Annotated in this window: 21 protein-coding genes; 9 read left to right on the forward strand and 12 right to left on the reverse strand. The window is 45.8% G+C overall.

Annotated features, from left to right (window positions below):
• Positions 1-257: 257 nt before the first annotated feature.
• Together MKX75_RS23770 and MKX75_RS23775 are read right to left on the reverse strand one after the other, a co-directional pair.
• The gene (locus MKX75_RS23770; RefSeq protein WP_339167116.1) at positions 258-1,772 is read right to left on the reverse strand and encodes a response regulator transcription factor; all 1,515 of its coding nucleotides are present in this window, start codon (positions 1,770-1,772) and stop codon (positions 258-260) included.
• Between the two features lies 1 nt (position 1,773).
• Positions 1,774-3,561 (reverse strand): sensor histidine kinase, encoded by a 1,788-nt coding sequence (locus MKX75_RS23775; RefSeq protein ID WP_339167118.1) that lies wholly within the window; start codon positions 3,559-3,561, stop codon positions 1,774-1,776.
• A gap of 482 nt (positions 3,562-4,043) precedes the next feature.
• Between MKX75_RS23775 and MKX75_RS23780 the strand changes: the two genes are divergently transcribed.
• Positions 4,044-6,860, forward strand: a complete 2,817-nt coding sequence (locus tag MKX75_RS23780) for an endo-beta-N-acetylglucosaminidase (protein WP_339167120.1) — start codon at positions 4,044-4,046, stop codon at positions 6,858-6,860.
• A 222-nt stretch (positions 6,861-7,082) separates the two neighbouring features.
• On the opposite strand, the gene MKX75_RS23785 is transcribed toward MKX75_RS23780, so the two are convergent.
• The 3 genes from MKX75_RS23785 to MKX75_RS23795 form a co-directional block, all read right to left on the reverse strand.
• Positions 7,083-7,961, reverse strand: a complete 879-nt coding sequence (locus MKX75_RS23785) for a hypothetical protein (RefSeq protein ID WP_339167122.1) — start codon at positions 7,959-7,961, stop codon at positions 7,083-7,085.
• A gap of 376 nt (positions 7,962-8,337) precedes the next feature.
• Positions 8,338-9,873 (reverse strand): helicase DnaB, encoded by a 1,536-nt coding sequence (locus MKX75_RS23790; protein ID WP_036605770.1) that lies wholly within the window; start codon positions 9,871-9,873, stop codon positions 8,338-8,340.
• 386 nt (positions 9,874-10,259) lie between these two features.
• The gene (locus MKX75_RS23795) at positions 10,260-10,553 is read right to left on the reverse strand and encodes a YuiB family protein (RefSeq protein ID WP_062838055.1); all 294 of its coding nucleotides are present in this window, start codon (positions 10,551-10,553) and stop codon (positions 10,260-10,262) included.
• Between the two features lie 450 nt (positions 10,554-11,003).
• Between MKX75_RS23795 and hemQ the strand changes: the two genes are divergently transcribed.
• The gene (gene hemQ / locus MKX75_RS23800; protein WP_062837936.1) at positions 11,004-11,750 is read left to right on the forward strand and encodes a hydrogen peroxide-dependent heme synthase; all 747 of its coding nucleotides are present in this window, start codon (positions 11,004-11,006) and stop codon (positions 11,748-11,750) included.
• Between the two features lie 328 nt (positions 11,751-12,078).
• Here hemQ and MKX75_RS23805 read toward each other — a convergent pair whose 3' ends face one another.
• Entirely contained in the window at positions 12,079-12,330 is a 252-nt protein-coding gene (locus MKX75_RS23805; RefSeq protein WP_145325111.1) for a hypothetical protein, read from the reverse strand.
• The gene (locus MKX75_RS23810; protein ID WP_036605766.1) at positions 12,327-13,520 is read right to left on the reverse strand and encodes an NAD(P)/FAD-dependent oxidoreductase; all 1,194 of its coding nucleotides are present in this window, start codon (positions 13,518-13,520) and stop codon (positions 12,327-12,329) included. The genes MKX75_RS23805 and MKX75_RS23810 overlap by 4 nt, the downstream gene beginning before the upstream one ends.
• Before the next feature lie 525 nt (positions 13,521-14,045).
• On the opposite strand from MKX75_RS23810, the gene MKX75_RS23815 reads away from it, so the two are divergent.
• Positions 14,046-15,047, forward strand: coding sequence for an NAD(P)/FAD-dependent oxidoreductase (locus MKX75_RS23815; RefSeq protein WP_339167128.1), 1,002 nt, complete (start codon positions 14,046-14,048; stop codon positions 15,045-15,047).
• Between the two features lie 75 nt (positions 15,048-15,122).
• The gene (locus MKX75_RS23820) at positions 15,123-15,374 is read left to right on the forward strand and encodes a hypothetical protein (RefSeq protein ID WP_076333170.1); all 252 of its coding nucleotides are present in this window, start codon (positions 15,123-15,125) and stop codon (positions 15,372-15,374) included.
• Positions 15,375-15,395: 21 nt separating this feature from the next.
• On the opposite strand, the gene MKX75_RS23825 is transcribed toward MKX75_RS23820, so the two are convergent.
• Both MKX75_RS23825 and MKX75_RS23830 read right to left on the reverse strand, forming a co-directional pair.
• Positions 15,396-15,539: a sporulation histidine kinase inhibitor Sda gene (locus tag MKX75_RS23825; protein WP_017692430.1), complete on the reverse strand. Its 144-nt coding sequence runs from the start codon at positions 15,537-15,539 to the stop codon at positions 15,396-15,398.
• Between the two features lie 356 nt (positions 15,540-15,895).
• Entirely contained in the window at positions 15,896-16,555 is a 660-nt protein-coding gene (locus MKX75_RS23830; protein WP_339167130.1) for a YheC/YheD family protein, read from the reverse strand.
• Positions 16,556-16,791: 236 nt separating this feature from the next.
• Here MKX75_RS23830 and MKX75_RS23835 point away from each other — a divergent pair, with 236 nt between their 5' ends.
• Together MKX75_RS23835 and MKX75_RS23840 are read left to right on the forward strand one after the other, a co-directional pair.
• Positions 16,792-17,046: a hypothetical protein gene (locus MKX75_RS23835; protein WP_062837940.1), complete on the forward strand. Its 255-nt coding sequence runs from the start codon at positions 16,792-16,794 to the stop codon at positions 17,044-17,046.
• Between the two features lie 26 nt (positions 17,047-17,072).
• Positions 17,073-18,602: a Ppx/GppA phosphatase family protein gene (locus MKX75_RS23840; protein ID WP_264935122.1), complete on the forward strand. Its 1,530-nt coding sequence runs from the start codon at positions 17,073-17,075 to the stop codon at positions 18,600-18,602.
• Here the strand turns inward: MKX75_RS23840 and ppk1 are convergent.
• Complete coding sequence (ppk1, locus tag MKX75_RS23845; RefSeq protein ID WP_339167131.1) at positions 18,562-20,643, reverse strand: polyphosphate kinase 1; 2,082 nt, start codon at positions 20,641-20,643, stop codon at positions 18,562-18,564. The genes MKX75_RS23840 and ppk1 overlap by 41 nt on opposite strands.
• A gap of 249 nt (positions 20,644-20,892) precedes the next feature.
• Between ppk1 and MKX75_RS23850 the strand changes: the two genes are divergently transcribed.
• The 3 genes from MKX75_RS23850 to MKX75_RS23860 all read left to right on the forward strand — a co-directional run bounded on the left by MKX75_RS23850 (position 20,893) and on the right by MKX75_RS23860 (position 23,429).
• A complete protein-coding gene (locus tag MKX75_RS23850; RefSeq protein ID WP_062837943.1) occupies positions 20,893-21,120 on the forward strand; it encodes a hypothetical protein in 228 nt (75 codons plus the stop codon).
• A 384-nt stretch (positions 21,121-21,504) separates the two neighbouring features.
• Entirely contained in the window at positions 21,505-22,518 is a 1,014-nt protein-coding gene (locus tag MKX75_RS23855; RefSeq protein WP_339170575.1) for a glycosyl hydrolase 53 family protein, read from the forward strand.
• Positions 22,519-22,973: 455 nt separating this feature from the next.
• A complete protein-coding gene (locus MKX75_RS23860) occupies positions 22,974-23,429 on the forward strand; it encodes a hypothetical protein (RefSeq protein WP_339167133.1) in 456 nt (151 codons plus the stop codon).
• Positions 23,430-23,437: 8 nt separating this feature from the next.
• Here MKX75_RS23860 and MKX75_RS23865 read toward each other — a convergent pair whose 3' ends face one another.
• Both MKX75_RS23865 and rarD read right to left on the reverse strand, forming a co-directional pair.
• Complete coding sequence (locus MKX75_RS23865; RefSeq protein WP_339167134.1) at positions 23,438-23,779, reverse strand: hypothetical protein; 342 nt, start codon at positions 23,777-23,779, stop codon at positions 23,438-23,440.
• A gap of 194 nt (positions 23,780-23,973) precedes the next feature.
• Positions 23,974-24,852 carry an EamA family transporter RarD gene (rarD, locus tag MKX75_RS23870; RefSeq protein WP_339167135.1) on the reverse strand — a complete coding sequence of 293 codons (879 nt, stop codon included), beginning with the start codon at positions 24,850-24,852 and terminating at the stop codon, positions 23,974-23,976.
• Positions 24,853-24,866 lie beyond the last annotated feature (14 nt).

The following is a 24,866-nucleotide window of genomic DNA, read 5'->3' on the forward strand; positions in this document are numbered from 1 at the left end:
TCCCTTAGGCTCTACTTACTAACTGCTTTAACCTTATCGAATGAAAGCATTTACAAAAAGAAGATAAACTTAAGTTTTCGAGGTACAAATTAAAGAGAAATCGTCCTTGGGCAACTATTTTGTACCTGTTTAAATAAATCGCTTACATGAAAGAGACATGCCGGGTAACGTATGGCATGATCTTCATCACATGCCACTTCTGTTCCCGATATGTCTCTTGGATTCCGTCCGCAAAATTGGATCTGCCCGTCACCGAATTAACCAAACACCTTGAAATCAGTCGGTGAAATTCCTACATATTTGCGGAACTGTTTATAGAAATACCCTGTCTCCCAGTACCCTACATTTCGGGCGATCTCATGTACCTTCAGATTCGAATTGCGTAGATGCTCCTTCGCACGTTCAATCCGGTATCTGTTGATATATTCGGCAAACGTCTCCCCGGTCTCCTTATGGAACAATTGTCCCAAATACACTGGATGCAGATGATAATGGGCACCCAATAGCTTCAAGGAGAGCTCTTCTGCGTAGTGTTTGTCAATATGCTGAAGCACCTGGTTCACAATCGGATTCTTCAAATCCTGCAATAGGGATTGGATGGTCTGCGACCCAACCTGCTGAAGTGCCCTCACGAGCTCATCAAAAGTGCCACTGTCCAGCACAAGTTGAAGCCCCTGTTGGTATATGGCAGACTCATCCGAGTGTTTGATGCTCTCCAGTTCCATTTTGAAGCGAATCACCACTTCCAGTGCGGTATTCTGTAACTCCCCAGGTGTAAGCCCATCGCGATGCTGTTCAAAGTCCATGCGAATCTGGTCGGCAAGCTGTTCTGTATTCCGGGACAAAATAAGTTTGGCGTACTCCCTCCAATCGATGAAGAAGGTCGCCGTTGAACTTCCGCACCTTTCCAGTATCGCATGGTCGATCACTTTAAGATCGGGATAAATCATCACATACTGGAGTGCTTTTTTGGCCTCGGCATAACTGGTCGGTGCATGGTACAGCCCCTTCATCAACCTGCCTGCTCCAATGCGTACCGCAGGATGTGTTACGGTTATCGCATTAGATAATTCCTGAAGACCATCCATCAACTGTCGCTCCTCGTCGCTCGTACCCTGAATATTGGCAATAATGACGATGTCTCCATCGATATCATGAAATACGTTCAGATGGCGTCTGTCCCTCAACATCTCTTCCACACGTTCAAACATACCAGATGTCTGTTCTTTATCCCGCAAGACAGCCACAGCAACGTCCGGTGCATCCAGCGAAAGATTCATAAATTGGGCACGTTCTTCAAATTCAGTAGCTGCAATCTGTCCCGTAAGCCATCGATGAAGAATGTTATCTTTCAGAATCTGGATGCCATACGCATCATCGGCTTGAGGTGACACCGTATGATCTAGCTTGGACGCGGTGTTGCTCAGCGTGGATTCCAATTCCTCCACATTAATCGGTTTAAGCAGATAATTTTCGATTCCCAGCTGCATGCCTTCCTTCAGATATTCGAACTCATTGAAACCACTGAGGATAATGACCTTCAGCTCAGGTTGCACTCGCCTTGCTTCCCGAATCAGGTCTAGACCATTCATGAGCGGCATCGAAATATCCGTAATCAGAATGTCCACAGGCTGAGAGGAGAGCGCTTGTAACGCCGCCTGCCCATTCCCTGCGTGACTCACAATTTCCATACCAAACGAAGACCAATCCACAATATCGTATAAGCCTTCAATGATGAACGGCTCATCGTCCACAATAAACACCTTGTACATGTTACACACCTGTCCCTTCTGTATGTGGATAACGCACCCTGATCCGTGTTCCTTCTCCGAGGGTGCTCTCTATGGTGATACCGAACTCTGGCCCGTACAGGAAACGCAATCGACTATGAACACTGCGCAGCCCGAACATCTGACCAGACTCTTCAGGACGTTCCAGTTCTTCAAGGATTTCCGTCAGGCGTGCAGGATCAATGCCTTTGCCATTATCTCTGACCTCCACCTGCACTACATCATCCGTCTCTTCTACAATGATGGATAAGCGGTTATCCGAACGTTCTGTCTGAATGCCGTGCACGACATAATTCTCAATGATGGGTTGCAGCGAAAGTTTGACTACAGGGTGTTGATAATAAGCAGCGTCGATCTGGATCGTATATATGAAAATATCCTTGTAGCGGATTCGGAATAACTCCAGATACAAGCGGCAAGCTTCCATCTCATCCTTCAGCGTATAATTTTTCTTTTGCTGTACCAGGCTCTTGAACAATACGGATAGACTATAGATCATCTCACCGACGTCTCTGGCACCCTGGGATATGGCTCTCATCCGAATCACTTCGAGCGTATTGTAGAGAAAATGGGGGTTGATACGCGCCTGTAATGCGACCAACTCCGTCTCCTTCTGTTTGATCTCGGCTTTGTAGACCCGTTCGATATACAGATTCAGCTCGTCCAGCATATCGTTAAAGCTATGCGAGATCTGCCCCAGTTCATCATCACGCGGATCATCAATGCGAGCCGTGAAGTTGCCGTATTTCACTTTCTGGGTGAAGCGAATAATTCGACGGGTTCGTTTGGCAAAGTTAATAATGAAAAACGCCGGAACCAGCACGGCAAACAAAATACATACGATACTGATCGAGATGATGGTATTGCGAATGCCCGCATAGGTTTCAGCCATCTCTTCTACCGGAACAGTGCCGATGACCACGTAACCCTGATCCGCAGAGACGAACTTGTTCACATACATGTTCTGCTCCTTTTTCATCGAATCCATATCCGTCTGATCAAACAGCGAATCGGCTACATTCACGTAGGGATATTTCTTCCCATAATACTGATTGTTGGAGTCGAACAAGACTGTACCTTTCGCCGATAATACCACGATTTCTCCCTTCAGATTACTCTCGTAGTTATCCAGTGCATTTCCGATTCCCTCCGAGTCAAAGAAGACAAGAAATTGGCCCAGATTCCGAAGGGTCTGTGTATTGTTAATCGGTACGCGGATGGAATAGAGCGCAGGGTCCCATTGATTGATCTCTTTGCGAATCCAGGAATTGGGGGCACTGATATTGGGCGTTTCCATCGCCATCACGTCAGGAATATAGGAATGGGCCACATTGGTGTCCAGCTTGCGGAACTGCTTGTGTTGATTGAAGGTAGACAGGTCCTGCTGCTCCGCGCTATACAACATGAGTTGGTTAATCTGCGAATTACGATCCATAATGTTCTGAAAATGTTTCAACACATCGGCCGAATAGTCGTCCTGATTGGCATAGTATCCATTGGTCATGTGCTGAACATATTCAGCGTACGAATGATTCATCAGATAAGTAATGTTGGCGGACAGCGCCTCATTCTGATGCATGTCTCTCACCATGTTTTGCACCGATTCATACTGCTGATGAATGTATCGATCCACATGTTCCATCGCCGCTTTCTGGATCGCCAGTTCCCGGCGAATCGTGGAGTCGGACACTGACAGGAAGATGATATAAGACAATGTAATGATCGTGACAATGGATATCATCGAGAAGATCAGTAGCATTTTCATAAACATATTATTTTTGAAGAAATTATTGTAAACGCTAACAATTTTCAAGTCGCATGTCCCCTCCGATGCTGTTTTCCTGACTCTATAAGTTGAACTAAAGATTACTTACACTGACACTACGATGACAGAATAACCTTCCAATCGCTGTTATCCCCAGATTTTTTCGATTCCCTTTTCTTAAGGGAAAATCTGGTGATAGCGTATGCTTCCGATGCAGCTTTCTTTCAGAAAGCTTTTAGGCGAACGCTTCGCTTTTTCAGGTTTTTTCTGTTCTCTTCGTTATCGTGTAAAAAATTAGTTCAACTTATAAAGAATTATATCATTAGGCTTCTGACATTAACTTGTCACCTGGAACTTTTCTTTAGTTTGTACTAGCGATTCTTTAATTTCACCCTATTTAAAAACGCTTTCATCCACTATCGTTAACCATAAGTTTAGCTTTGTGTAAAAGAATACCTTACATTCATTCCACTTGAAGGAGGAACAGCATGACACGCAAACTCAAACCGAAAGGCATCATTCCCAAAGTAACTGCCATGGTCCTGACTACGGCTCTGCTTGGACAAGTTGTTGCATCATCCGTTTATGCCGGAGACACGCTCCCTTACACCGGTGAAAGTGCCAAAGGGGTAAATCAACCCTATCAACATGGGTACACCTCAGCCCAGATTCTGAACTGGACACCGGAAAGTGATATCCATGGTGATCTGCTTCGTGCCCATGTTCCCTTGCAGCCACGTAATGAAGCGTTCTCTGCTACACAGGCATATCCTGAGCTTAGCCCGGACACCCAGCTATTTACGATGAGTGGTGATTACGGCAATGCATTCTTCGATAGCACACCATATACCAATGAATTCAGCCAGTATCTCTTTAACTATTGGCAATATACAGACTACTACAGCTATTGGCACGGCATGGCCTCTGCGGGAGTACCGGAGGAGCTGTATGACCCTAGTAAGGAATGGACGGAGAAATATTTCGAGTTTGGTATTTTGAACATTCCGAATCCGGCATACACCAATGCAGCCCATAAGAATGGCGTTAAATCCATTGCCAACATCTTTTTCTCGGACAATGACCGTGGACCACAGACGTACAAACAAATGCTGATCCAGGATGAAAACGGTCATTTCCCTGTGGCCGAGAAGCTGGCCGAGATGGCAGAATACTACAACTACGATGGATACTTCTTCAATCAGGAAGAGGTTGCCCGGGGTGTAGCCCCTGAGGATATCGCTTCCTACAAGAAATTCATGAAATATCTAAGAGATAAAGGCCTGTATGTCCAGTGGTATGATTCCACAATCAATACAACGGGCAAGATTCAGTACCAGAATCAATTTAATGGGCTCAATAGCCCCTTTGTACAGGATTCCGTTCTCGGCAGAGTCTCGGATTCCATCTTCCTGAACTATGTATGGAACCACAAGATGCTCCGCGATTCCCGTGATCATGCTCTTAGCCTGGGATTGGATCCACTGGAAACCGTATTTGCTGGTGTCGAAGGTGGACATGACAAATTCGGCCGCTGGAAGCAGTCCTACGACCTGCGTCATAACTTGGATGAGAACGGTCAGCCTATGAATAGTATCGCGACACTCGGTGCTGACTTCACCCACAACGCCTTGGATGAAGAGATGGGCGATGGCAGTACCAATCATCGAGCTGAGGATGAGTACCAGTGGATGACCTTTGTACGTGATCGCGCCTGGTGGTCTGGTCCAAATCAAGACCCGACAGATGCACGTCGTAATGCGTCTGCCAATCTGTCGGATGTGTATGCTTCCGGCGCAAACTGGGATGGAATCGCTGCATATCTTACCGAGCGATCCGTCATCAACGGCTCTAATTTTGCAACAAACTTCAATACGGGCCACGGTCTGAAATATTATGAAGACGGCACTGTCTCGAACGATAAAGAATGGTCCAATATCAACATTCAGGATATCCCTGTCACTTGGCAATGGTGGATGGATAGTGAAGGCGACAAGCTAATTGTTGATTTTGATTATGGTCCCTCTTATGAGAAAGGCGCAAGGTACAACTATGACTCCATTGGCGCGTTTAATGGCGGCAGCTCTCTCGTGGTGAACGGTACACTGAACGCGGAGAACTTCCTGCGTCTGTACAAAACCGACCTGTCCGTCAACGGACAATCCAAACTGGAGCTCACGTATAACAAACCGTCAACTAGCGATGCTTCTTCCCTGCATGTTGGGCTGATCTTCGAAGATGATCCATCCAACGTGGTCAATGTAAATGTGCCTAATGCAGGCCAGCATACGGAAGGCTGGAAGACAACTTCGCTGGATTTGAGCGCCTATCAAGGAAAAACCATTGCCGCTATGGGATTATCCTTTGACCCGAATGGCGAGGCAATAGAGAATTACCAGATGAATATTGGCGGGATCCGCATTTCCGACGGTTCAGCGGCTGTACCGGATGCACCTACCGGATTCCATATTGCCAAAGCACTGACCAACACCAATGAACTGGTTGTTGCATGGGATATGAAGGACTATTCAGAGGTCAAACAATACAATTTATATGAAAATGGTGCCTATGTTGGTGGCGTGTATGATTCTACTTTTTATATCAAATCGCTAAAACAGCCGTCTGGTGAACTGTCCATTCGTGCGGTTGGTGCAGATGGTACCGAGAGTGAAGCAACCGTCCTGCCTTACGATCTGAATGCAGCCGTTCAGAATATTGATGTGAAATTCAAAAAGAATGGCGATGCCATCGTAAGCTGGAAAAACCCGAAAAAAGCAAAAGATTCGGGCAAAGACAAAGATAAGAATAAGGACAAGGATAAAAAGAAAGACAAAGGTAAAGGCAATGAGTCTATTCAACTCACACTACAAACCGAATACACGAAAGAACCCTTCACCACGTCTCTTCAGGTCAAAAAAGGAAAACAATCTGCCGTCCTGACCGGACTTCCAACCAATGGTGAGCATTACGTGCTGAACATCGCCATTGGCGGCCAGAACCCGGTTACCCATACCGGACAGCTCGCAGATCTTCAGATTACACCATACGCCAAGGAAAAGGTCACTGTAAAAGATGGGAAATATACATTAGCCCTCCCGGATCTGGAGGACTGGTACAAGATCTATGTTTATGAAAATGGGGTGGCACGCGAGTTCGGAGTCACTTACGTTTCGCAGAAATTCCCGTATATCATTCGGGGAAGAACGAAGCTGAGTGAACTGACCTTCACACCATCGTCCAGCAGCAGCTCTTTGAAGCTGGTCATTGAGGATTATGCAGGCAATCAGGCCACTACGATTCTGAGGTAACATTGCAAGGTATTTTCAAACTAACCTGTATAACATTAGCCACTTACATCTATTTTAATAAAAGAGAGCCCTCTCACTTCCTTGATAGGAAGTTGAAGGGGCTCTCTTTTATTAATCTCAAAAAACATCTCGAAAATCATTGACGATATAACTAGCTTGAGAAAGTACCGGAAGATGAAATTGTTTATGTGTAATCTAAATTCTTTATTTCCAACATAAAATTTATAGCTGATTATATAGTTTCTTGAAATTAGAAATGTATGGGTCAAGAAGATACAACTTCTTCTTTATAATTCTCTCTCTATATTTAGAGAGTTCTTCGGAAGTATTCACTACTTTATAGCTTTTAATTTTAGCTTTCTTCACAATTCCAATGGAAATTTTATCATTATACGGGTCAAACAGCTCGATCGTTCCATTAAATAAACTAGTTCCTCCATTAGGACCCTTTTTATACGTTCCATATTGATATACGTTTTTTTTCTCTTCCGTATATTGCATAAGAAATCCAGATTCTTTTTTAAAATTCAAAGATGCAAACAAGGACATATTTTCTGCTTTTAATGGAACATTTAAATCATTGGAGTCTTCTAAACCGAGAGCGACCATCACATTATCGTTCATGTACCTAAAAACCAATTCAGTATCTAAACTCAAGTCCTTTATCACTGTGTATCCAGATACAGGCTGACCATCTTTAAAAGTACCCTGATGTGCCGTAGCTCGATCATATTCTTCACTGTACTTACTAAATTTAAAATATTCTCTTAAAGTACCTTGCCCATTCTGTTTATCATTAGCCCAAGTTCCCTCATAAATGACTTGAGGCGTTTCTGTTTCTGGGTCTGATGTGATTAACTCTCCCTTCCCAGATCTCTTTCCATATTTCCACTCACCGGTATAAGTTTTATACTTTCCCCATGTGGCAGTTCCCTTTCCATGTGGTTTCCCATCTTGAACTTCACCATAGTAGACACCTCCATTAGAAAGAGATAAAGATACTTCTTGTGTTGTTGCAGCGTAAACCCCTCTTTCAGTAGCTACATTAGACCCTATAAATAACCCTAGAACCAATAAAGCAAATGCAATAAATCTCTTCAAATTCAAAATCCTTTCTATTCTTATGTATTAGTAGGTACTATTATATATCGTATAAATGATAACATTTCTGTATATTCATAAGCTGATCATTGAGAACTACGCGGGCAATCAAGCAACCATGATTTTGAGGTAACCCGTCAGGATATTTCAGGCACGTTGTATAACTGCAAAGAAACGTAGGGTCCATTACTTCCAACAGGCAGTTAAAGGGCTCTATGTTTTGATCACGAAGTAGTATGTCAGGAAGGATTTGGGAGTTACAGTAATAACTCGATCTGATGGTCTTGATCAGATAAAGTGAAAACGTTGGTAATTCAAAAAAAAGGCGAGTCTCCATTAATCGGAGGACTCGTCTTTTTGGTTTTAATATAAATATTTAAGAAGTTCCTTTTTGCTTACTCGCCTGCATCTGCTGGGCGAATCGCATCATCTCTTCGAACTCTTCCTCGGATACGGCGTCTCCATCGGTGCTTATGTCTTGTACAATCGGAATCTCAGGTTTGGCTTTGGTTCCTTTGCCGTATGTACGGGTACGGGTTCCAGCTGCACCAGCAGCCTGTTTGCCTTTGACCTTGGCCTGATCGCGAATATATTGGACGGCTTTCTCGTAAGAGTTCACCTGCTTGAGCAACATGTTGGAGGCGATCGCCTCAACGAAGTTACGGTTAATTCGCTGCTCTCCGCCGGATACAAGTAATGCCATCAAATAATGAATCAATACATTGATAACTTCACCAGGTAACTTGTAACTCAGATCAATTTTCTCAAATATATCGATTAGATTGTCCGGTACTGCACCAGGGAAGAACGTCTGCAGTAGACGTGTATACGGCTCATTCCGCAACATCATGTTGTATTGGTGAATATCACACTTGGTCATAAATTGTGGAGGCACTTCAACGTAGTATTCCATCTGCACTCCATGCTCAACAGGTGGTTCACCGGAGTCTTCTTTCCGTTCTGGCTCCTCCATATGCTGTCTCAAAGCCACTACCTTGGCTGCCTGTACAGTCTGTTGCTCATGACGCTTCTTCGTCTGCCTGAACTGCATGCTCGCCTTATGCTGGAGATCATCCAGAATCAACTGGCCCTGCGGACTGAAGATATCATCTTCATCCAGCAGACGGCATACATCCTGCACACTGAGGTTAAACTTGTTCACGACATAATTTACAATGCCCAGTTGTTCATGATCGAACCGCAACTGTTCTACATGACGCCGGTTGACCGACTCCCGCGGAAAACGCAAAATAATGTCAGCGTAGTTCAAACTGTTTTCTTCCGCTGCATCATTCGTGCCTGTCCGCTGGGCCGTAGTCGATACTTCCGACAATGCTTGCTCCAACTCGTAATCAATAACATGTGTATTCAATTCAAATATATCGTAAAAGGGAACGGAAATATTCTCTTTATTGGCTGCTGGATAAGGCGCGTCCCCATTTTCCACTGCCGAGAAACCGGATCGCAGGGAAAGGACGGCAAATTTGCCTATCTTGTCACGAAGCAGCAGTGTCAAATGCTGTGTCCGGAAAAATTCTGCCGGAGAGAGCGGCGGTTGCAGCTCATATTCGTAGATGTAATCATCATTTTCCGGAATATATAGCCGTGAAGTCTGAAGCAGCCCTACTGCCTCAAGCTTGGATGTCTGCTCTAGCAAATATTTACGCCCTTTCTCACTTGGCTCAAGTCCAAGTGTCATGAACAGCCTCCGTTGCTGTTCAAGCGGCGAATAACCGACCTGTTCACCGGGAAGATGCTGAAACAACAGCCGATACAAGCCAACCGCAAAAGCACCTACCATGGGCTGATATGCTCCTGTAAGCATACGGTCATCCAGGGCGCTAAGTCCAAACTCCCTGTATACGCAGTAGCGATGATGTTCAGTATAATGGTGCAGATTCTTCATGCGCATAGCCTGATCTCCTTCTCCCCAAAAGTATGTTTATCTATTCTATCATAAATGTCTGATCCTCAAATGCTCAAAAACAGGTAAAAAGATGGCCTGTTCTCGCTCCGTTTCGTCCTAGGTCGACATCATTCACGTTTTCGCCGAATTAAGCAACTTTCAAAAAAAACATGTCGAGAGTCGCTAGATTACTATAAAAGCTGTAGCCGGAGAATACAAGTAAAGATCTGAAGAGAATGTTCTCCAAATGTATATGAAGTACAAGCGTACAATAATCCATCTTATATCAATGAATAGCAAAAAAGCCTTCCCTTTGTACTCGTAAGCGTTTACGACAAAGACAAGACTTTCTCACGATTACAGTCATGCATGTGTTACCTCTTTCCAGCAAACTAAAACATTCTGTATCCACCCAGACGCAACTTCTGAATCGTCCAGCCACTGATTACCGCACCAGCCAGTCCAGCGACACCCGTCATATAATCTACAAGCTGGAAAGAACCCAGATGTGACACCAGAGATGACGAATGATCCCATAGAGAGTATACAACAATAGGCAGAATTACAATAATGAACAGATAGGAAGGGAACCAGGTTGTCTTCATCAGCATGTTTAAAATGAAACCGATACCAAACATCATAACGAAAAATAATACCATTAATACCAGCACAGGTATAAATTGCATCGGCCGACGTTCACCTCTTCTTTCACGCATTCGGGTTTCACTTCTGGATAGTAGTTAGTGTACCGCAAAAAATGTGGCGAAGCAACGAACTTTCTGGACAAATTTCCCTATATTCACGCTCTGTCCATTTGCCCTTCTGCTTCATGTTGGGATACAATGTAAACGATAAAGCACTCACCCGTCCCTTATAGTACGTGTTCAAAAAGACTGGTTTTCAGTACCGAGAAGATGTAATGAAGTTAGAAATGGAGCAGCGGAGCGTAGATAGAGCTACGTGAGCAACTACAATGTTTCCGAAGGAAACATACTTCGTAAGCATCCACTTATTTCGGCTGAATGCCATATTCGATGCTGATGATGCCACCAGGCATCATTCGTAATCAAAAGCGGACTTTTTGAACAACCACTTATCGGGATTTGGAAATATACCTTGCAGGAGGAACACAACCAATGAACGAAGCAGCATCAACACTGGAGGGCTGGTATGCCCTGCATGATTTTCGCTCGATTAACTGGGCCGCCTGGAAAGCAGCAGATGATGAAGAACGTGCTGTAGCACTAGACGAGCTTCAGGAATTCTGGAAAGAATGGAAAGAAGTCGAGGATTCATCCAAAGGAAGTACAGTCGTGTATACGGTTGTAGGTCAAAAAGCAGACCTCGTCATGATGCACCTGCGTGAAACGCTGGAAGATCTGAAGGCTGTGGAGAACGCGTTTAACAAAACGATGTTTGCCCAATACACAACTAAGTCTTATTCCTACGTCAGTGTAGTGGAATTGAGTAACTACCTTGGCAAAGAAGGCGAAGACCCGATGCAGAATCCAGAGATTATCGCCCGCCTGAAGCCTGTTCTGCCGCAACGGCAATACATCTGCTTCTATCCGATGAACAAAAAGCGTGAGCTGAATGACAACTGGTACATGCTGTCCATGGACGAGCGTCGCACCATGATGCGCAGTCACGGCATGATTGGTCGTAGCTATGCGGGTAAAGTAAAACAGATCATAACCGGCTCTGTCGGTTTCGACGATTGGGAATGGGGCGTTACGCTGTTTGCGGATGATGCACTTCAGTTCAAGAAACTCGTCTATGAGATGCGTTTCGATGAAGTTAGCGCGCGTTATGGCGAATTCGGTTCGTTCTATGTGGGAAGTCTGTTGAACGAAGGAACTTTGGAAGACATGCTTAAGCTGTAACAATAGACACAATAAAGCACCGCGACAGCTCCTGTAAAGGATACTGTCTGCGGTGCTTTATTATCTATCAATATTCTAATACCTCAAGCTTGATTTAGATCTATATTGTTTGAACTATTTGTTTACACAAAAACGGAAAGGACAGAAAAAACCTGAAAAAGCGAAGCTACAAGCTTTCTGCAAGAAAGCTACTTCGAAAGCATCCACTTCGCCTAAAAGCTTTCTGAAAGAAAGCTGCATCGGAAGCATACGCTATCACCGGATTTTCCCCTTTAACAAAAGGGAATCAAAAAAATCTGGGGATAACAGCGATTGGAAGGTTATGCCTCTAATCCTGCTCTTCATCAACCGCTTTCAGTGATTCGAGGAATTCGGCTGTGGCCCGGTCACGGTCACGACCTTTCTCTTTAAGCCGCTCAATCGCGGGCAAAATGAGAATATCCACTTCTTTCTGCACGATATAGGCCAGATCATACTGATCCTGTTCCTCCAGATAACCACCGACCTGCATCAGGGCGTTGTATCGATCCAGTTCTTCACGCGTTAATAGTCCCCGGACCTGAACACTGCAATGTCTCATCCAAAAAACCGCCCTTTCTTCAGGACTAACGGAATACCACCAATGATGAACAGATAACGCAGATCAACCAGCTTCTTCAACTGAGCCGCTTTCCAGCCCTTGTATTTCTTGCCGCCTACAACAGCAATCGCTTCACCTTTACCCAATGAAGCAACCGTGCCTTTGCTCGTAAATACAAAAGGTTGTGGCTGTTTCTTGCGAATGGATGCCACGACGTTCTTCGCACAGTTAACCCCCTGCTGCATCGCAATCTGGGCTGTTGGCGGATAAGGCCGTCCTTCCGCGTTGAACACAAGTGAATTGTCACCGATGACATAGACATGCTCATGCCCTGGAGCACGCAGGTAGTCGTCTACTTTCACTCGTCCCCGCATGACTTCAAGACCTGCCTGTTCAAGCAGTGAGTTACCGCGAATACCGCCGGTCCATACGACTGTAGCAGCATCGAGCTTTTCTCCCTCTCCCACAATAACTCCATCCGGGAGACATTGCTTGATCGGAACACCAATTTTGAAGGTAACACCTTTCTTCTTCAGCACATTCATCGCATGTTCTACCAATTCCGGGTCAAATCCAGGCAAAGCCGAAGGTGCTGCCTCTACATTGTAGATATGCACATGTTTCGGATTCACGTCGAACTCTTTGCACAGCTGTGGAATGCGATCTGCAAGCTCAGCTACGAATTCAACGCCACTGAAACCCGCTCCACCTACGACAAACCGAATACGATTTCGTTTGTTGTCGTTTTTGTACATCGCAAATTGATATTCGATGTGTTCTCTAATCAGTCTGACCGAGTTAATGCTGCGGATTGTCATGGCGTGATCAAGCATGCCCGGAATACCAAAGGTCTCAGGTTCTCCGCCTAGTCCAATAATCAGATAATCATAGGATAACGTGCCGTCCTCCAAAATAATCTTCCGATCCTGCAGACGAATCTCCTTCACGGAAGACTTGACCAGATCAATCTTGAACTCATCAATCAGCTTCGAAATAGGGACTCTTGCATGCTCAATGGTATCCGTGCCGGCTGCCGGCATATGTAGATGTGTAGTAATATAATGATAATCATGCCGGTTCACCAATGTGACGTCGGCCTCGTTATAGTTCAATTCCTTCTGCAGCCGCTGGGCTGTTAGAATCCCGCCATAGCCCGCGCCGAGGATGACGATTTTGGGAATACTGCTCATGTCTATACCCCTTCCGGTTTCACTTGCACCAGCCCGATGCTGGGTGAGATGCAAAATACACTTACTTACAAATATTGATGAGGTCTTGCCCATTATGACGACAAATGTTAACTTCGCGAATTTATTTAAACGTTTGCAGCAAAATTTAATTCGTTTGCACGCAAATTATCGTTTCAAGTTGTGAAATTAACCACAAGTTTCCACAAAACACGGGAGTTGTCTTCACATTACATATTGACTCTAAATTAGACAAAAAAACACATAGTACAGGTCAAGGATATCTGTATTTCTGGTAAAGATCAAGGTTTTTTTTGTTATTTTTCATAACCTTTCATTTCCAATTTCATCCTATTCTCATCTGATCTTCATCAATTATTCTCAGATTCGTGATGCAGCTAACTTTGCAACCCTGAATACACCGTTTATAATAGGAAAGACAGTTCAGCACCAACGTCGGTTACGATATGTAGCCTGCACATTCTTCCTGTTAACTACCTATTAAAATATGAAAGGTGTTGTTGATTCTTGACTGCACAGAATTCCAGTCATGATATGACTGATTTGCTTATTATCGGTGGAGGCCCTGCGGGTCTGTTCGCCGCGTTTTATGGTGGGATGCGTCAGGCATCCGTTACACTGGTTGAAAGTATGCCACAGCTTGGCGGACAGCTTGCCGCTCTTTACCCGGAGAAATACATCTATGATGTAGCCGGATTCCCGAAAGTAACCGCTCAGGAACTGGTGAATAACCTGGTTGAGCAAATGAGTCATTTTAACCCGAACATCCGCCTTGAAGAAAAGGTTGTATCGGTGGAGAAAAAGGATGAACAACATTTCGTCGTGAAGACGGATGAGAATGAATATCATGCCAAAGCCGTCATTATTACAGCTGGTGTAGGTGCATTCGAACCACGTCGCCTGGAGCTTGAAGGTGCTGCCAAGTTCGAGAAGAGCAACCTGCACTACTTCATCAGTGATCTGAATGCCTTCGCTGGCAAAAAGGTAATGATCAGTGGCGGCGGTGACTCCGCAGTAGACTGGGCACTCATGTTAGAGCCCATCGCTGAGCAAGTAACGCTGATCCATCGTCGGGACAAGTTCCGTGCACATGAGCACAGTGTCGAAAACCTGATGAATTCCAAGGTGAATGTCGTTACACCGACCGAAATCACGGAACTGCATGGGGATGACACCATTACCAAGGTAACCCTCTCCCATGTCAAAACCAAAGAAACACAGGAAATCGAAGTAGATGACGTGATTGTTAACTTCGGATTTGTCTCTTCTCTCGGGCCGATTGCCGAGTGGGGAATCGAAATTGACAGCAACTCCATCGTTGTGGATTCCCGCATGGAAACATCTATTCCAGGGATCTTCGCTGCCGGGGATATTACAACATACCCAGGCAAACTGAAGCTAATCGCTGTCGGATTCGGTGAAGCTCCAACAGCAGTGAATAACGCCAAAGTATACTTCGATCCGGATGCCAAGTTGTCCCCGGGACACAGCAGCAACATGAAACGCTAGTTTCGCTAAAACAACATAATTGATACAAAAAAGGGTATCTTACTCCTGAGTGAATCCATATCAGGAGGGATACCCTTGTCTTATATATGCCCGCTGTGTAACGGTCTGGTTGTACCGGAGCAGGCTTGCCCCCACTGCCTTCAGGGACTGTTAGAATGCGGCAAATTGGATGACTACACCGGACCATACAGCCCCTACGCATTCCAAACTTCCTCTGACACGGCAGACGAAGCCGAAAACGTTTGCAATCATGTGATGTACTGTCACCATTGTCAGACGAGCACGCCATGGCCTGTCTCACTATGGGACTTGTCCGGAAACCTGTAACATTGCCTGCAATGAGGATCTCTAGTGAAGAATGGCAGATACGTCGGTACCCAGTTTGCGCTTATGGATTTCTGCCAACAGCAGTGCGATGAAATCTCGTTCGAGATTCAACTCAATCGCTTTATGGTAGGAATCCAACAACATCTCATCGGATAACATAGCCATTTCCCGCCACAACCTTTCCTTTTTTTTCCTCAAAACTATCATATCAGAGATTCATATAGAGAACAAGCGTTCTTGTTATCCACAATGATATGTGGAAATCCTGTGCATAGTTTGTTGATAATTGGTAAAAATGTTGAGTAATCAACGTGTATAGTGTGGACAATATTTATGCACAGGAAAGATGTACTTTCAACAGAACGTTTATCAGCGTATTTTTTTTGGAATAAATTCATAGTTTCAAGACTTGTTGCGAGTAAATTACCCTGTAATGTAAAATTTCAAACGTTTTTCATACCGTTTTCTTCTATATATTATCGGTTTTTCTTGGATTTTTTTAAGCTTTTCCATCCATTTTTTTATTGTGGTCTGGTATTCACTTCCAGAATCCATATCTTGCCTGAATAATCCAGCCCATAATCAAAACCAAGCTGACCCACACCTGGGAACTGACTTTCCATGATATATGTGCATGTCAGTGTAAGTGAGCGCATCTCTCTGCGTTTGTGCCGACCGGATATATGGGGCAGGGATAAACCAAGGGCTCTCCGTCCCGACAACATGGTGCCACCCTTGCTCAGATTCGTCACACAGAGTCCTGGGCGAGCGAGTCGTCCTACCAAGGAACGGAATACCCATCCTCGTTCGGTCTTGACGACTTTGACTCTATAATCAACAGGTCTTCCTTGAATCGTTGCCAGATGGATGCCCTGCTGGATCAAATACCTGCGTCTTGCCTTTACACGTACCAGAGAGCGATACATCTGACTGAAACTGGCGAAAGAACGGGTCGTTTTCATATGCGTGTATCGATAAGCCCCTCCGCTCGCCGATACCCGGATAACACCATACCCTCCGCCACCGACAATAGGTTTGACATACACCATTCCATAACGACTGAGCATGTGCAGCAGATTCCCCGAGTTGAATGCCTTGGTCTGTGGAATATGGACAGCAGCTACCGGGTACTTCAGCAGTGCCGCTGTCTTCCGCCATTTGCTTGCAAGCTGTCTCGACATGGGTTGATCTCCTTCCCTAGAACAATAGTCCTTCCTTATACATACTCAACAGGAGCCGTGCTTTCTTGGATGTCTGTCCAAGGCAAAGGCCCCTTTTCCATGGAACATGTCCCAAGGTGATGGCGGAAAAAGGAACAAGCGCCCGGTTTGCTTTTCAAACAAGTCAATCTGTCGTATGCTACTAAGGAATGGCTGGAAGGGCTTAAATATGAGGATCTAAGGAGCGTTCAGAAGAAATGGAAGCATTTTTCAAATCACTATATGGCGTAGCCTATTTTGCAATGTCGATCGTTCTGGTAGCCGTCACGGTACTTCTCTTTGTCACAGGTATCCGACTGTTTATTCAAAAGCGCAATCGCGGCTTTGCCGTGAGTTGTCTTATATTTGCCTGTTTCATCGTCTTTATCATTGTTGTTATGTTAACTACGCCCTTCTCTGCCACACCTCCGGGTTCACCGGAAGCCATGGCTGCCCTGCTTCACTTCGGGTAGTTGAACCTCTGTAGAAGGAGATGCTTATGACACGTACTAATGAAACCTTAGGAATTATTGATATCGGCTCGAACTCCATTCGTCTAGTTATATATGAACTGGACCAGGACAAAGCCTATCGCATCATTCATGAAGACAAATACGCCGCTCGTCTGAGCAGCGTTGTTGAGTCGGATGGAACCATTCTGCGTCACTCTCTGAATAAAGCCATCACCATCTTGCGTCAATTCAAAGCGACCTGTGAAGCCTATCAAACCAAACTGATTCGCGCAGCAGCTACGGCAGCTATTCGTAATGCAAGCAATGTCCTTGAGATTATCGAATGGCTGGAGAGCGAGACGGGACTTACCATCGAATGTGTATCCGGAGATCGGGAGGCCTATTATGGTTTCCTTGGTGTCACTCAATCCATTGAACTGGCAGACGGTTATGTCGTGGATATTGGAGGCGGTAGCACGGAGATTACGGTCTTTCGGGATAGGAAAAGGTTACATAGCATTTCCCTCCCCATCGGGGCAGTGAATTCGCATGCCCGTTATGGGGGCGAAGACCAGTGGACCGTGGAAAACGCGAATGCACTGTGTAACGAAGTCATTCAAGCTCTCCGTGGACAGGATTGGATTGCTGAGCACCCCGGCCTGCCACTTATCGGACTTGGAGGCACGATGCGTACACTCGCCAAAGTGGAACAGAAGCGTACCCAGTATTCGCTGCCTGTCACCCATCATTATGAGATCGGTGAGGAAGCGATGGAGAACATCGCACGCTCCTTGCCACATCTCACCTCGGCACAGCGCAAAAAGGTACCTGGGCTCGCCAAAGATCGCGCAGACATCATAGTGCCCGGCGTATTGATCCTGCGAACTGTTTTCAGATTAATACAGGGTGATCGGTATGTGGTTAGTGGTGCGGGTTTACGGGACGGGTTGTTGCGAGATTACATGGCTGAAGGTCAACCGGTCGTTCCGGACGCGCTGAAGGACAGTATCCGTAACTTTATCCATTTTGGTCCGCCTATTCCAGAGAAACGTCTGCAACGGATTCATCAGGATGCAGTTACCCTGTATACTGCACTGCAAGGTACTGCGCCTGATCAAGCAGATGCCCGAATTCTGTATGCTTCTTCCATGCTGCATATGGCTGGTAAGCAGATTAACTATTTCCGTTATACACAGCACTCGGCCTATTGGATCATGAATGCGAGCATCTATGGACTTTCTCACCGGGAGACCATTCTCAGTGCCAGTGCTGCCGATTATCATCCTAAAAAAAGAACGCCCCAACTGCTGAATAAGCACCGGGACATTCTGAAAAACTCGGATGAGCGGCATGCTCATCGTATAGGCTCTCTGCTGCGCGTAGCCGAAGCCATCAATCGATCCGAGAGCATCGCTGCGATCGAAGCAACAAAAGAAAACGACTCGCTGCAGGTGCAATTCACCTGTACAGCCGAGCCGTTACTGGAACTTGATGGCCTGGAAGAGGCCGTCAAGGACTTACAGGAAGCCTGGGGAGTTACGTTAACGCACTCCATTCAGCAGGCTTCCAAGGGATAATTCCCATGGCCTCCGTCTGACTTCTCAGCGGGGGCTTTTCATTTTGTACAAATACATAATTGCCACCAGGCATAAGTTCTCTCGCTTTGACATTATCCATAAGGGACAGATTAAGGATATCCACCAGCATCTTCTTCAGCTCTGGATCGAATACAGGACACATCAGTTCAATTCTTCGATTCAGGTTACGTGTCATCCAGTCTGCACTGGAGATGAATACATCGGGGTTACCGCTATTTTCAAAATAAAACAACCTTGAATGCTCCAGGAAGCGGTCCACAATGCTAATGACACGAATGTTCTCACTAAGCCCCTCTACCCCCGGACGCAGGCAGCATACGCCGCGCACGATCAGATCGATCTGTACTCCGGCTTGAGAAGCCTCATACAATTCATCAATCATGTCCTGATGGGATAAGGAGTTGATCTTGGCGATGATTCTGGCAGGTTTGCCTTTCAGGGCATGCTCCGTTTCTCTACGAATCAGTGAAAATAGTTCGTCCTTCATCCCATCCGGAGCAACGTGGAACGCCTGTAATGCCTTCGGACCGGAATATCCGGTAATCTCATTGAACAATTCGGATGCATCTTCCCCAATAATCGGATTGGAGGTGAACAGTCCCACGTCCGTATACACTTTGGCTGTACTCTCATTATAGTTACCGGTTCCTACATGAACATAACGTCTCAAACCCTGCTGTTCCCTGCGTACGACAAGAATGATTTTGGCATGGGTTTTCAGTCCAACCAGTCCATAAACCACGTGACAACCGGCCTTCTCCAGCTTACGTGCCCAAGCAATGTTGCGCTCTTCATCGAACCGGGCTTTCAATTCCACCACAACTGTGACTTGCTTACCACTCTCAGCAGCAAGTGCAAGTGCTGGAATAAGGCGTGAATCGCCATTGACCCGATATAAGGTCATCTTGATGGCCAGAACTCTTGGATCTTCCGAAGCCTCCAATATAAAATCGGTGACCGGTTCAAATGATTCGTATGGATGATGCACCAGCACATCTCGTTTGCGCAACAGCTCGAAATGACTTTCTCTGGGCAGGAACTCCAGTGGATAGACAGGCTTCACCGGACTGTATTTCAGATGTGAGAAGCCGTCCAAACTATCTACGAATCCAGCCAGAAAACTCAGATCCAGTGGTCCATCAATTTCGTACACCGGGTCCTGAATATCGAATTCATCCTGCAATTCAAGCAAGGCATCCGGACGAAAATCTTTGCAGACTTCCAATCGTACAGGAGCCCCTCGGCGTCTGCGCCGCAATTCTTTTTCAATAGCCTCCAGCAGATCTTCTGCTTCTTCTTCATTAATGAACAGATCCGCATTGCGGGTCACTCGGAATTCCTGCGCAGCAAGTGAGATATATCCGCTGAACAGAGTGTGAATATGATGTTTGATGAGGTCTTCAATCAGTATGAATGTTTTCTTTTTGCTATTCGCCCGAATGGGAGCCTGAACCACACGAGGCAGATTGGAAGGTACCTGAACAATAGCCATAAACGGCTCGCCCTCTTGCTCCCCTTCCTTCTGCAGCATCACGGACAGATAGACAGACTTGTTGTGTACCAGCGGGAACGGACGACTCTGATCAATCGCCATCGGTGTGAGTACCGGGAAAATAATTTCATGAAAGTACTGGTCCATTGCGCGCTGCTGTGTCACATTAAGATCTGTATATTCCTGAATGTTTACGCCTTTCTTGGCGAGTAGACGAATAAGTTCACGATACGTTTTATACTGCTCGGCGACCATGGTCCCGGTTCGTTTGATCAATCTGCGGTATAATCCCGAAGGGGTATACCCTGTAAAATCCTTTTGCGTAAATCCGGCCTTGATCTTCTCTTTTGTCTCTGCCACCCTTACACTGACGAACTCGTCCAGATTACTGGCGACAATCCCGAGAAATCTCATGCGTTCCAGCAGGGGCGTCGTTGGATCCTGGGCCTCCTGAAGTACGCGCCGATTAAACTCAACCCAACTTAAATCGCGATTAACGTAGTTACCTGTTTTGACGTCTCTATGCATGTATGGCCTCCGAATGTGTTGCATATCTATTCTTGGTTAGAAGTTCTACTATAATTGTACTATTCGTAATCAACATCAAGCGTCAGCGCAGTGTAAACGCTACGTAAAATTTATGTAAATGATACCTCATGGGCGCAACTTTTTCCATCCCTTTACAAAGGTCAATAGACAGAGTAAAGTGAAGTACAGTGTGATTTGGTCCGGTTTCTTGTTATCATTTCCAAATATCAGTATTTAAAGGAGTATATAATGAAATCCAACAAACCTAGAACGTTACAAAAAAATATAGAGTTTTTCACGGCTGCACTCTCTCAATGTGTAGTGAGCGCATGGCAGGAAGACCCGGCTGGCGTCTACTGTGAAGTAGGTAGCGGCATTGTCGAGCGGATCAGTGAAGATAGCGTGCGCATTCGCAACAATGACGGAACGAAGAGTCACTATGCACGAGATATCACGATGTTCCAGACCGAAAAATAATTTTGCGTAAATACGTAAAAAAGACTAGCTTTCCCAAACAAGGTGTTGTATACTCTTGCCACAAGGAAAGGAGGTGCGTCAACATTTCTAATCACATGTTGAACGTGTCCCTTACCCGATCCACTAGCTCAAAATAAAATGAGTCCGGTGGAGGCGCGGGATACGGATCAATGTTTCAAAAAGCGCCACGGGTAGAAAAGCCGTCTTCGGACGGCTTTTTGTTTTGTCTTTTTTCCTAGAGAGGTTGAGAAAACACCCAAAATATTGGAAATGGACCCTTTAGTAGAGTAAACCTGGATGGCTATAATTAGGATGCAACTCAACCCAAATCCGAGGAGGCATCTTGTAATGTTCAAAAATGTAAGGGGTTTCAAGACATCCATCATGTTGGCTTTTGTTTTGTTATTCACCTCCATCATGTTGCCCGCAGGTCAGCATGCCAGCGCAGCACCAAGTTTCGCCAAAGGAGCCGACATCAGCTGGGTTCCCGGAATGGAAGCCCAAGGCTACAAATGGAAAGATAAAAACGGGGTACAGCGTGACATCATTGATATTTTGAAAAACGACTATCAAATCAACTCCGTTCGTATTCGAGTGTTCGTTAATCCTTCGAATGATTATGGTAACGGTTACATGAATAAGGATCGTGCGGCTACACTCGCACAACGTGCCAAAAATGCCGGCATGAGCGTGATGCTCACCCTGCACTACAGCGACTCCTGGGCAGATCCTGGTCAACAAACCAAACCTGCTGCCTGGAAAAATTACACGTTCCAACAACTCATGGATGCGGTATGGAACCACACTCGTGATGTGATGACCGCGATGCAAAGCAAAGGCGTTACCCCGGACTGGGTACAGATCGGTAATGAAACAAGCAACGGCATGTTATGGGAAGATGGCAAAGCATCCACTAACATGAAAAACTATGCGTGGCTGGTGAACACAGGCCATAATGCAGTGAAATCCCTGAGCAGCGGCACCAAAACCATTGTGCATCTGGCGGGTGGAGATGATAACGCCCTCTATGTATGGAATATTGGTGGTCTGATCAATAACGGAGCTAACTTTGACATGATTGCCATGTCCCTCTACCCTTCGGCTTCCGGCTGGAACACAGCCGTGACAAATACGGTAAACAATGCCAAGGATCTGATCAACCGTTATGGCAAAGAGATCATCATCTCCGAAATTGGCATGGACAATAATCAGGCAGCGGCTGGTAAAAGTTTTGTAGCGGCGATGAAAAACCAAATCCGCAATCTGCCGAATGGCAAAGGGAAAGGCGTATTCTATTGGGAGCCTCAAGCTACACCAGGTTATAACAGTGGCTACGGCAAAGGCGCATGGCAATCCAATATGATGCCGACGGTAGTCATGGAAGGATTTATTGACTAGGTACGATGGGTAGAAGTGCGGGCTGTGGAGCAATGGTGGCGTTCCGGGGGCGGATCGTTCTTATGATCGCTGTTATCCCCAGATTTTATGAATTCCCCTGATAAGGGGAAAATCCGGGGATAAAGGCGACCGCTCTGCTTCTTCAGAATCGATTCCGCCCCCTCCACTACGTTGCTGCTCCTTGAGACACTTCTAAAATCGTGTGTAGTCAAATGATTAGGGTAATGAAGAGCGGAAGGCGCTTTCCTATGGGATTAGCGCCTTTTGTGTGTTTGCGGGCAGCGTGGTCGGCGTTCCGGGGGCGGATCGGGCACTTCTAAAGCGTGTCGCGATCAATCAAGGAGGGGTGCGCCACTCGGGCTGGAGACTGATGTTCTTTTGGCTTACATATGAATATAATAAGTTAATTGAGATAACACATAGGATCAACTTTTTATTGGAGCGGGGGAATATGGATGAGTTTTTTAAAAGGGATGGGGCAATTGGCTGGAGAATTTACCGGGAAAGTATTGGGAGGTAGTGTGCGGGTTGTAGGTGAACTTGCAGGAAGTCCCTTTATCAAGGAAATCGGAAACGGCGTAGAAAAAGCCACGATTAATACAGGCAAAACCGTTGGACAACTGGCTAGCGGGACATATGATCTGGCGAGTGGTGCGATCCGTAAAGATGATACCGCCATAGACGCTGGACTTGCCGATATTGGAGGTGCCGTAACCAATACTGCAAAAGGTGTAGCGATATCAGCCAAGTATGTATATAAAGGTGGTAAGGATGTCGTCGTGGGCTTGAAAGAGGAAGATAAGGACAGAGTCAAGCTTGGTGCCAAAAATCTTTTAGCTGCTGCTTCCGTAACAACACTCGCTGTCGGTGTCATTGATGCAGTTGATGGGGCTGAAGGTGTAGATACGTAGGATTTGGATTAGATCACCAATAACACAACAACTGAAGAAATACAGCCTAGCAAGGCAACAAAAATATGGAGGCAACTAAACGAGATTTTTTCAAGAAAAATCCGTTGTTTCTTCTGAATAAAGCATGAGTAAATGAACACTGTAACCACAATGGGCAGATATAAATGAAAATCCGGACCATCCGTGCTTGGTAATAGTTTATTAATATATCTACCTATCGTCTCGTTGACCATCATAAATCCATATATACCACCAATTATCGCTGAAACTGCAAACTGAAATAGTATCTGAACTACAGCATTCTTTACAAAGAACGGATTACGTTTACGGTAACGGTCACTAACCATCATATTATCTATTACCTCCTCGTTTTTTTGATTACCTCTTTTATGAGTAATGCCCCTATATTTTACCATAAGGTTGATCAGTTCCCTTTATAGTTTTTATTGACCTATCGTTCCCCACAAACGAAAAACTGCCCTGCCCACCTCATTGGCGGACAGGGCAATTATGGCGATATCAGAATGACTCATGACTCTTCTGTTCAGCTTACCTTAGCAAGTCTCGTAGCGCGCATCGATGCAGCAGCGTATACGATCAGCGCTGTCCAGATGAGTGCGAAACCGACGAGCAGAACTGGCGAGACCGTTTCCTTGAACACGAACACACTCAGGATCAGCATGATCGTCGGTCCGATATATTGTACGAAGCCGAGTGTGGACAACGACATCCGGGCGGCTGCCCGTGCAAAGAAAAGCAGCGGCAGCGCCGTCACCACGCCGGAAAGCAGCAGTTCGAAGAACATCGGCGCAGGCAGTGTCCATGCCGTTGCTTCTCCCACAATGGCCAAGTAGATCCAATAGCCGAGTGCGACAGGCAGAACTACAGCTGTCTCCGAAAATAAGCCCACAGAAGCGTCTTGCTTAATCTTCTTCTTCGCCAGACCGTACAAACCAAATGACACGGCCAGCGAGATCGCAACCCATGGGAAACGTCCGTAGTCGATGGCAATGATGAGCACCGCGACACCAGCGATGGCAATCGCGAGCCATTGGCCACGGTTTGGCTTTTCATGAAGGAAGACAACCGCCAGTAACACGTTCAGCAACGGGTTCAAATAATAGCCCAGACTTGTCTCAACGACATGACCGTTGTTCACTGCCCAGATGAAGATCAGCCAATTAATAGCAATAAGCAGCCCACTCGCGGTGAGGGACAGCAAGGTCGAACGACTGGTCAGAATGCGCTTCATGTCACCCCAACGACGTTGGACGGCAACGAAAATCCCCATAAAAACAAATGACCAGACAACCCGGTGCGATAAAATCTCGCCTGCCGGTACATTTTCAAACAACTTCCAATACAGCGGGAGAACCCCCCACATGATATACGCAATGATCGCGTTGATTAATCCACTGTTCATAACTATTTCCCCTC

This window comes from Paenibacillus sp. FSL R5-0341 (assembly GCF_037975235.1).
Taxonomy (GTDB): domain Bacteria; phylum Bacillota; class Bacilli; order Paenibacillales; family Paenibacillaceae; genus Paenibacillus; species Paenibacillus amylolyticus_A.

What these genes read in the sequence shown, in the direction of transcription:
- MKX75_RS23770 (WP_339167116.1), bottom strand. Translation starts at nt 1,772, where the DNA reads ATGTACAAGGTGTTTATTGTGGACGATGAGCCGTTCATCATTGAAGGC.
- MKX75_RS23775 (WP_339167118.1), bottom strand. Translation starts at nt 3,561, where the DNA reads ATGTTTATGAAAATGCTACTGATCTTCTCGATGATATCCATTGTCACG.
- MKX75_RS23780 (WP_339167120.1), top strand. Translation starts at nt 4,044, where the DNA reads ATGACACGCAAACTCAAACCGAAAGGCATCATTCCCAAAGTAACTGCC.
- MKX75_RS23790 (WP_036605770.1), bottom strand. Translation starts at nt 9,873, where the DNA reads ATGCGCATGAAGAATCTGCACCATTATACTGAACATCATCGCTACTGC.
- MKX75_RS23795 (WP_062838055.1), bottom strand. Translation starts at nt 10,553, where the DNA reads ATGCAATTTATACCTGTGCTGGTATTAATGGTATTATTTTTCGTTATG.
- hemQ (WP_062837936.1), top strand. Translation starts at nt 11,004, where the DNA reads ATGAACGAAGCAGCATCAACACTGGAGGGCTGGTATGCCCTGCATGAT.
- MKX75_RS23805 (WP_145325111.1), bottom strand. Translation starts at nt 12,330, where the DNA reads ATGAGACATTGCAGTGTTCAGGTCCGGGGACTATTAACGCGTGAAGAA.
- MKX75_RS23810 (WP_036605766.1), bottom strand. Translation starts at nt 13,520, where the DNA reads ATGAGCAGTATTCCCAAAATCGTCATCCTCGGCGCGGGCTATGGCGGG.
- MKX75_RS23825 (WP_017692430.1), bottom strand. Translation starts at nt 15,539, where the DNA reads ATGGCTATGTTATCCGATGAGATGTTGTTGGATTCCTACCATAAAGCG.
- MKX75_RS23830 (WP_339167130.1), bottom strand. Translation starts at nt 16,555, where the DNA reads ATGTCGAGACAGCTTGCAAGCAAATGGCGGAAGACAGCGGCACTGCTG.
- MKX75_RS23835 (WP_062837940.1), top strand. Translation starts at nt 16,792, where the DNA reads ATGGAAGCATTTTTCAAATCACTATATGGCGTAGCCTATTTTGCAATG.
- MKX75_RS23840 (WP_264935122.1), top strand. Translation starts at nt 17,073, where the DNA reads ATGACACGTACTAATGAAACCTTAGGAATTATTGATATCGGCTCGAAC.
- ppk1 (WP_339167131.1), bottom strand. Translation starts at nt 20,643, where the DNA reads ATGCATAGAGACGTCAAAACAGGTAACTACGTTAATCGCGATTTAAGT.
- MKX75_RS23850 (WP_062837943.1), top strand. Translation starts at nt 20,893, where the DNA reads ATGAAATCCAACAAACCTAGAACGTTACAAAAAAATATAGAGTTTTTC.
- MKX75_RS23855 (WP_339170575.1), top strand. Translation starts at nt 21,505, where the DNA reads ATGTTGGCTTTTGTTTTGTTATTCACCTCCATCATGTTGCCCGCAGGT.
- MKX75_RS23860 (WP_339167133.1), top strand. Translation starts at nt 22,974, where the DNA reads ATGAGTTTTTTAAAAGGGATGGGGCAATTGGCTGGAGAATTTACCGGG.
- MKX75_RS23865 (WP_339167134.1), bottom strand. Translation starts at nt 23,779, where the DNA reads ATGATGGTTAGTGACCGTTACCGTAAACGTAATCCGTTCTTTGTAAAG.
- rarD (WP_339167135.1), bottom strand. Translation starts at nt 24,852, where the DNA reads ATGAACAGTGGATTAATCAACGCGATCATTGCGTATATCATGTGGGGG.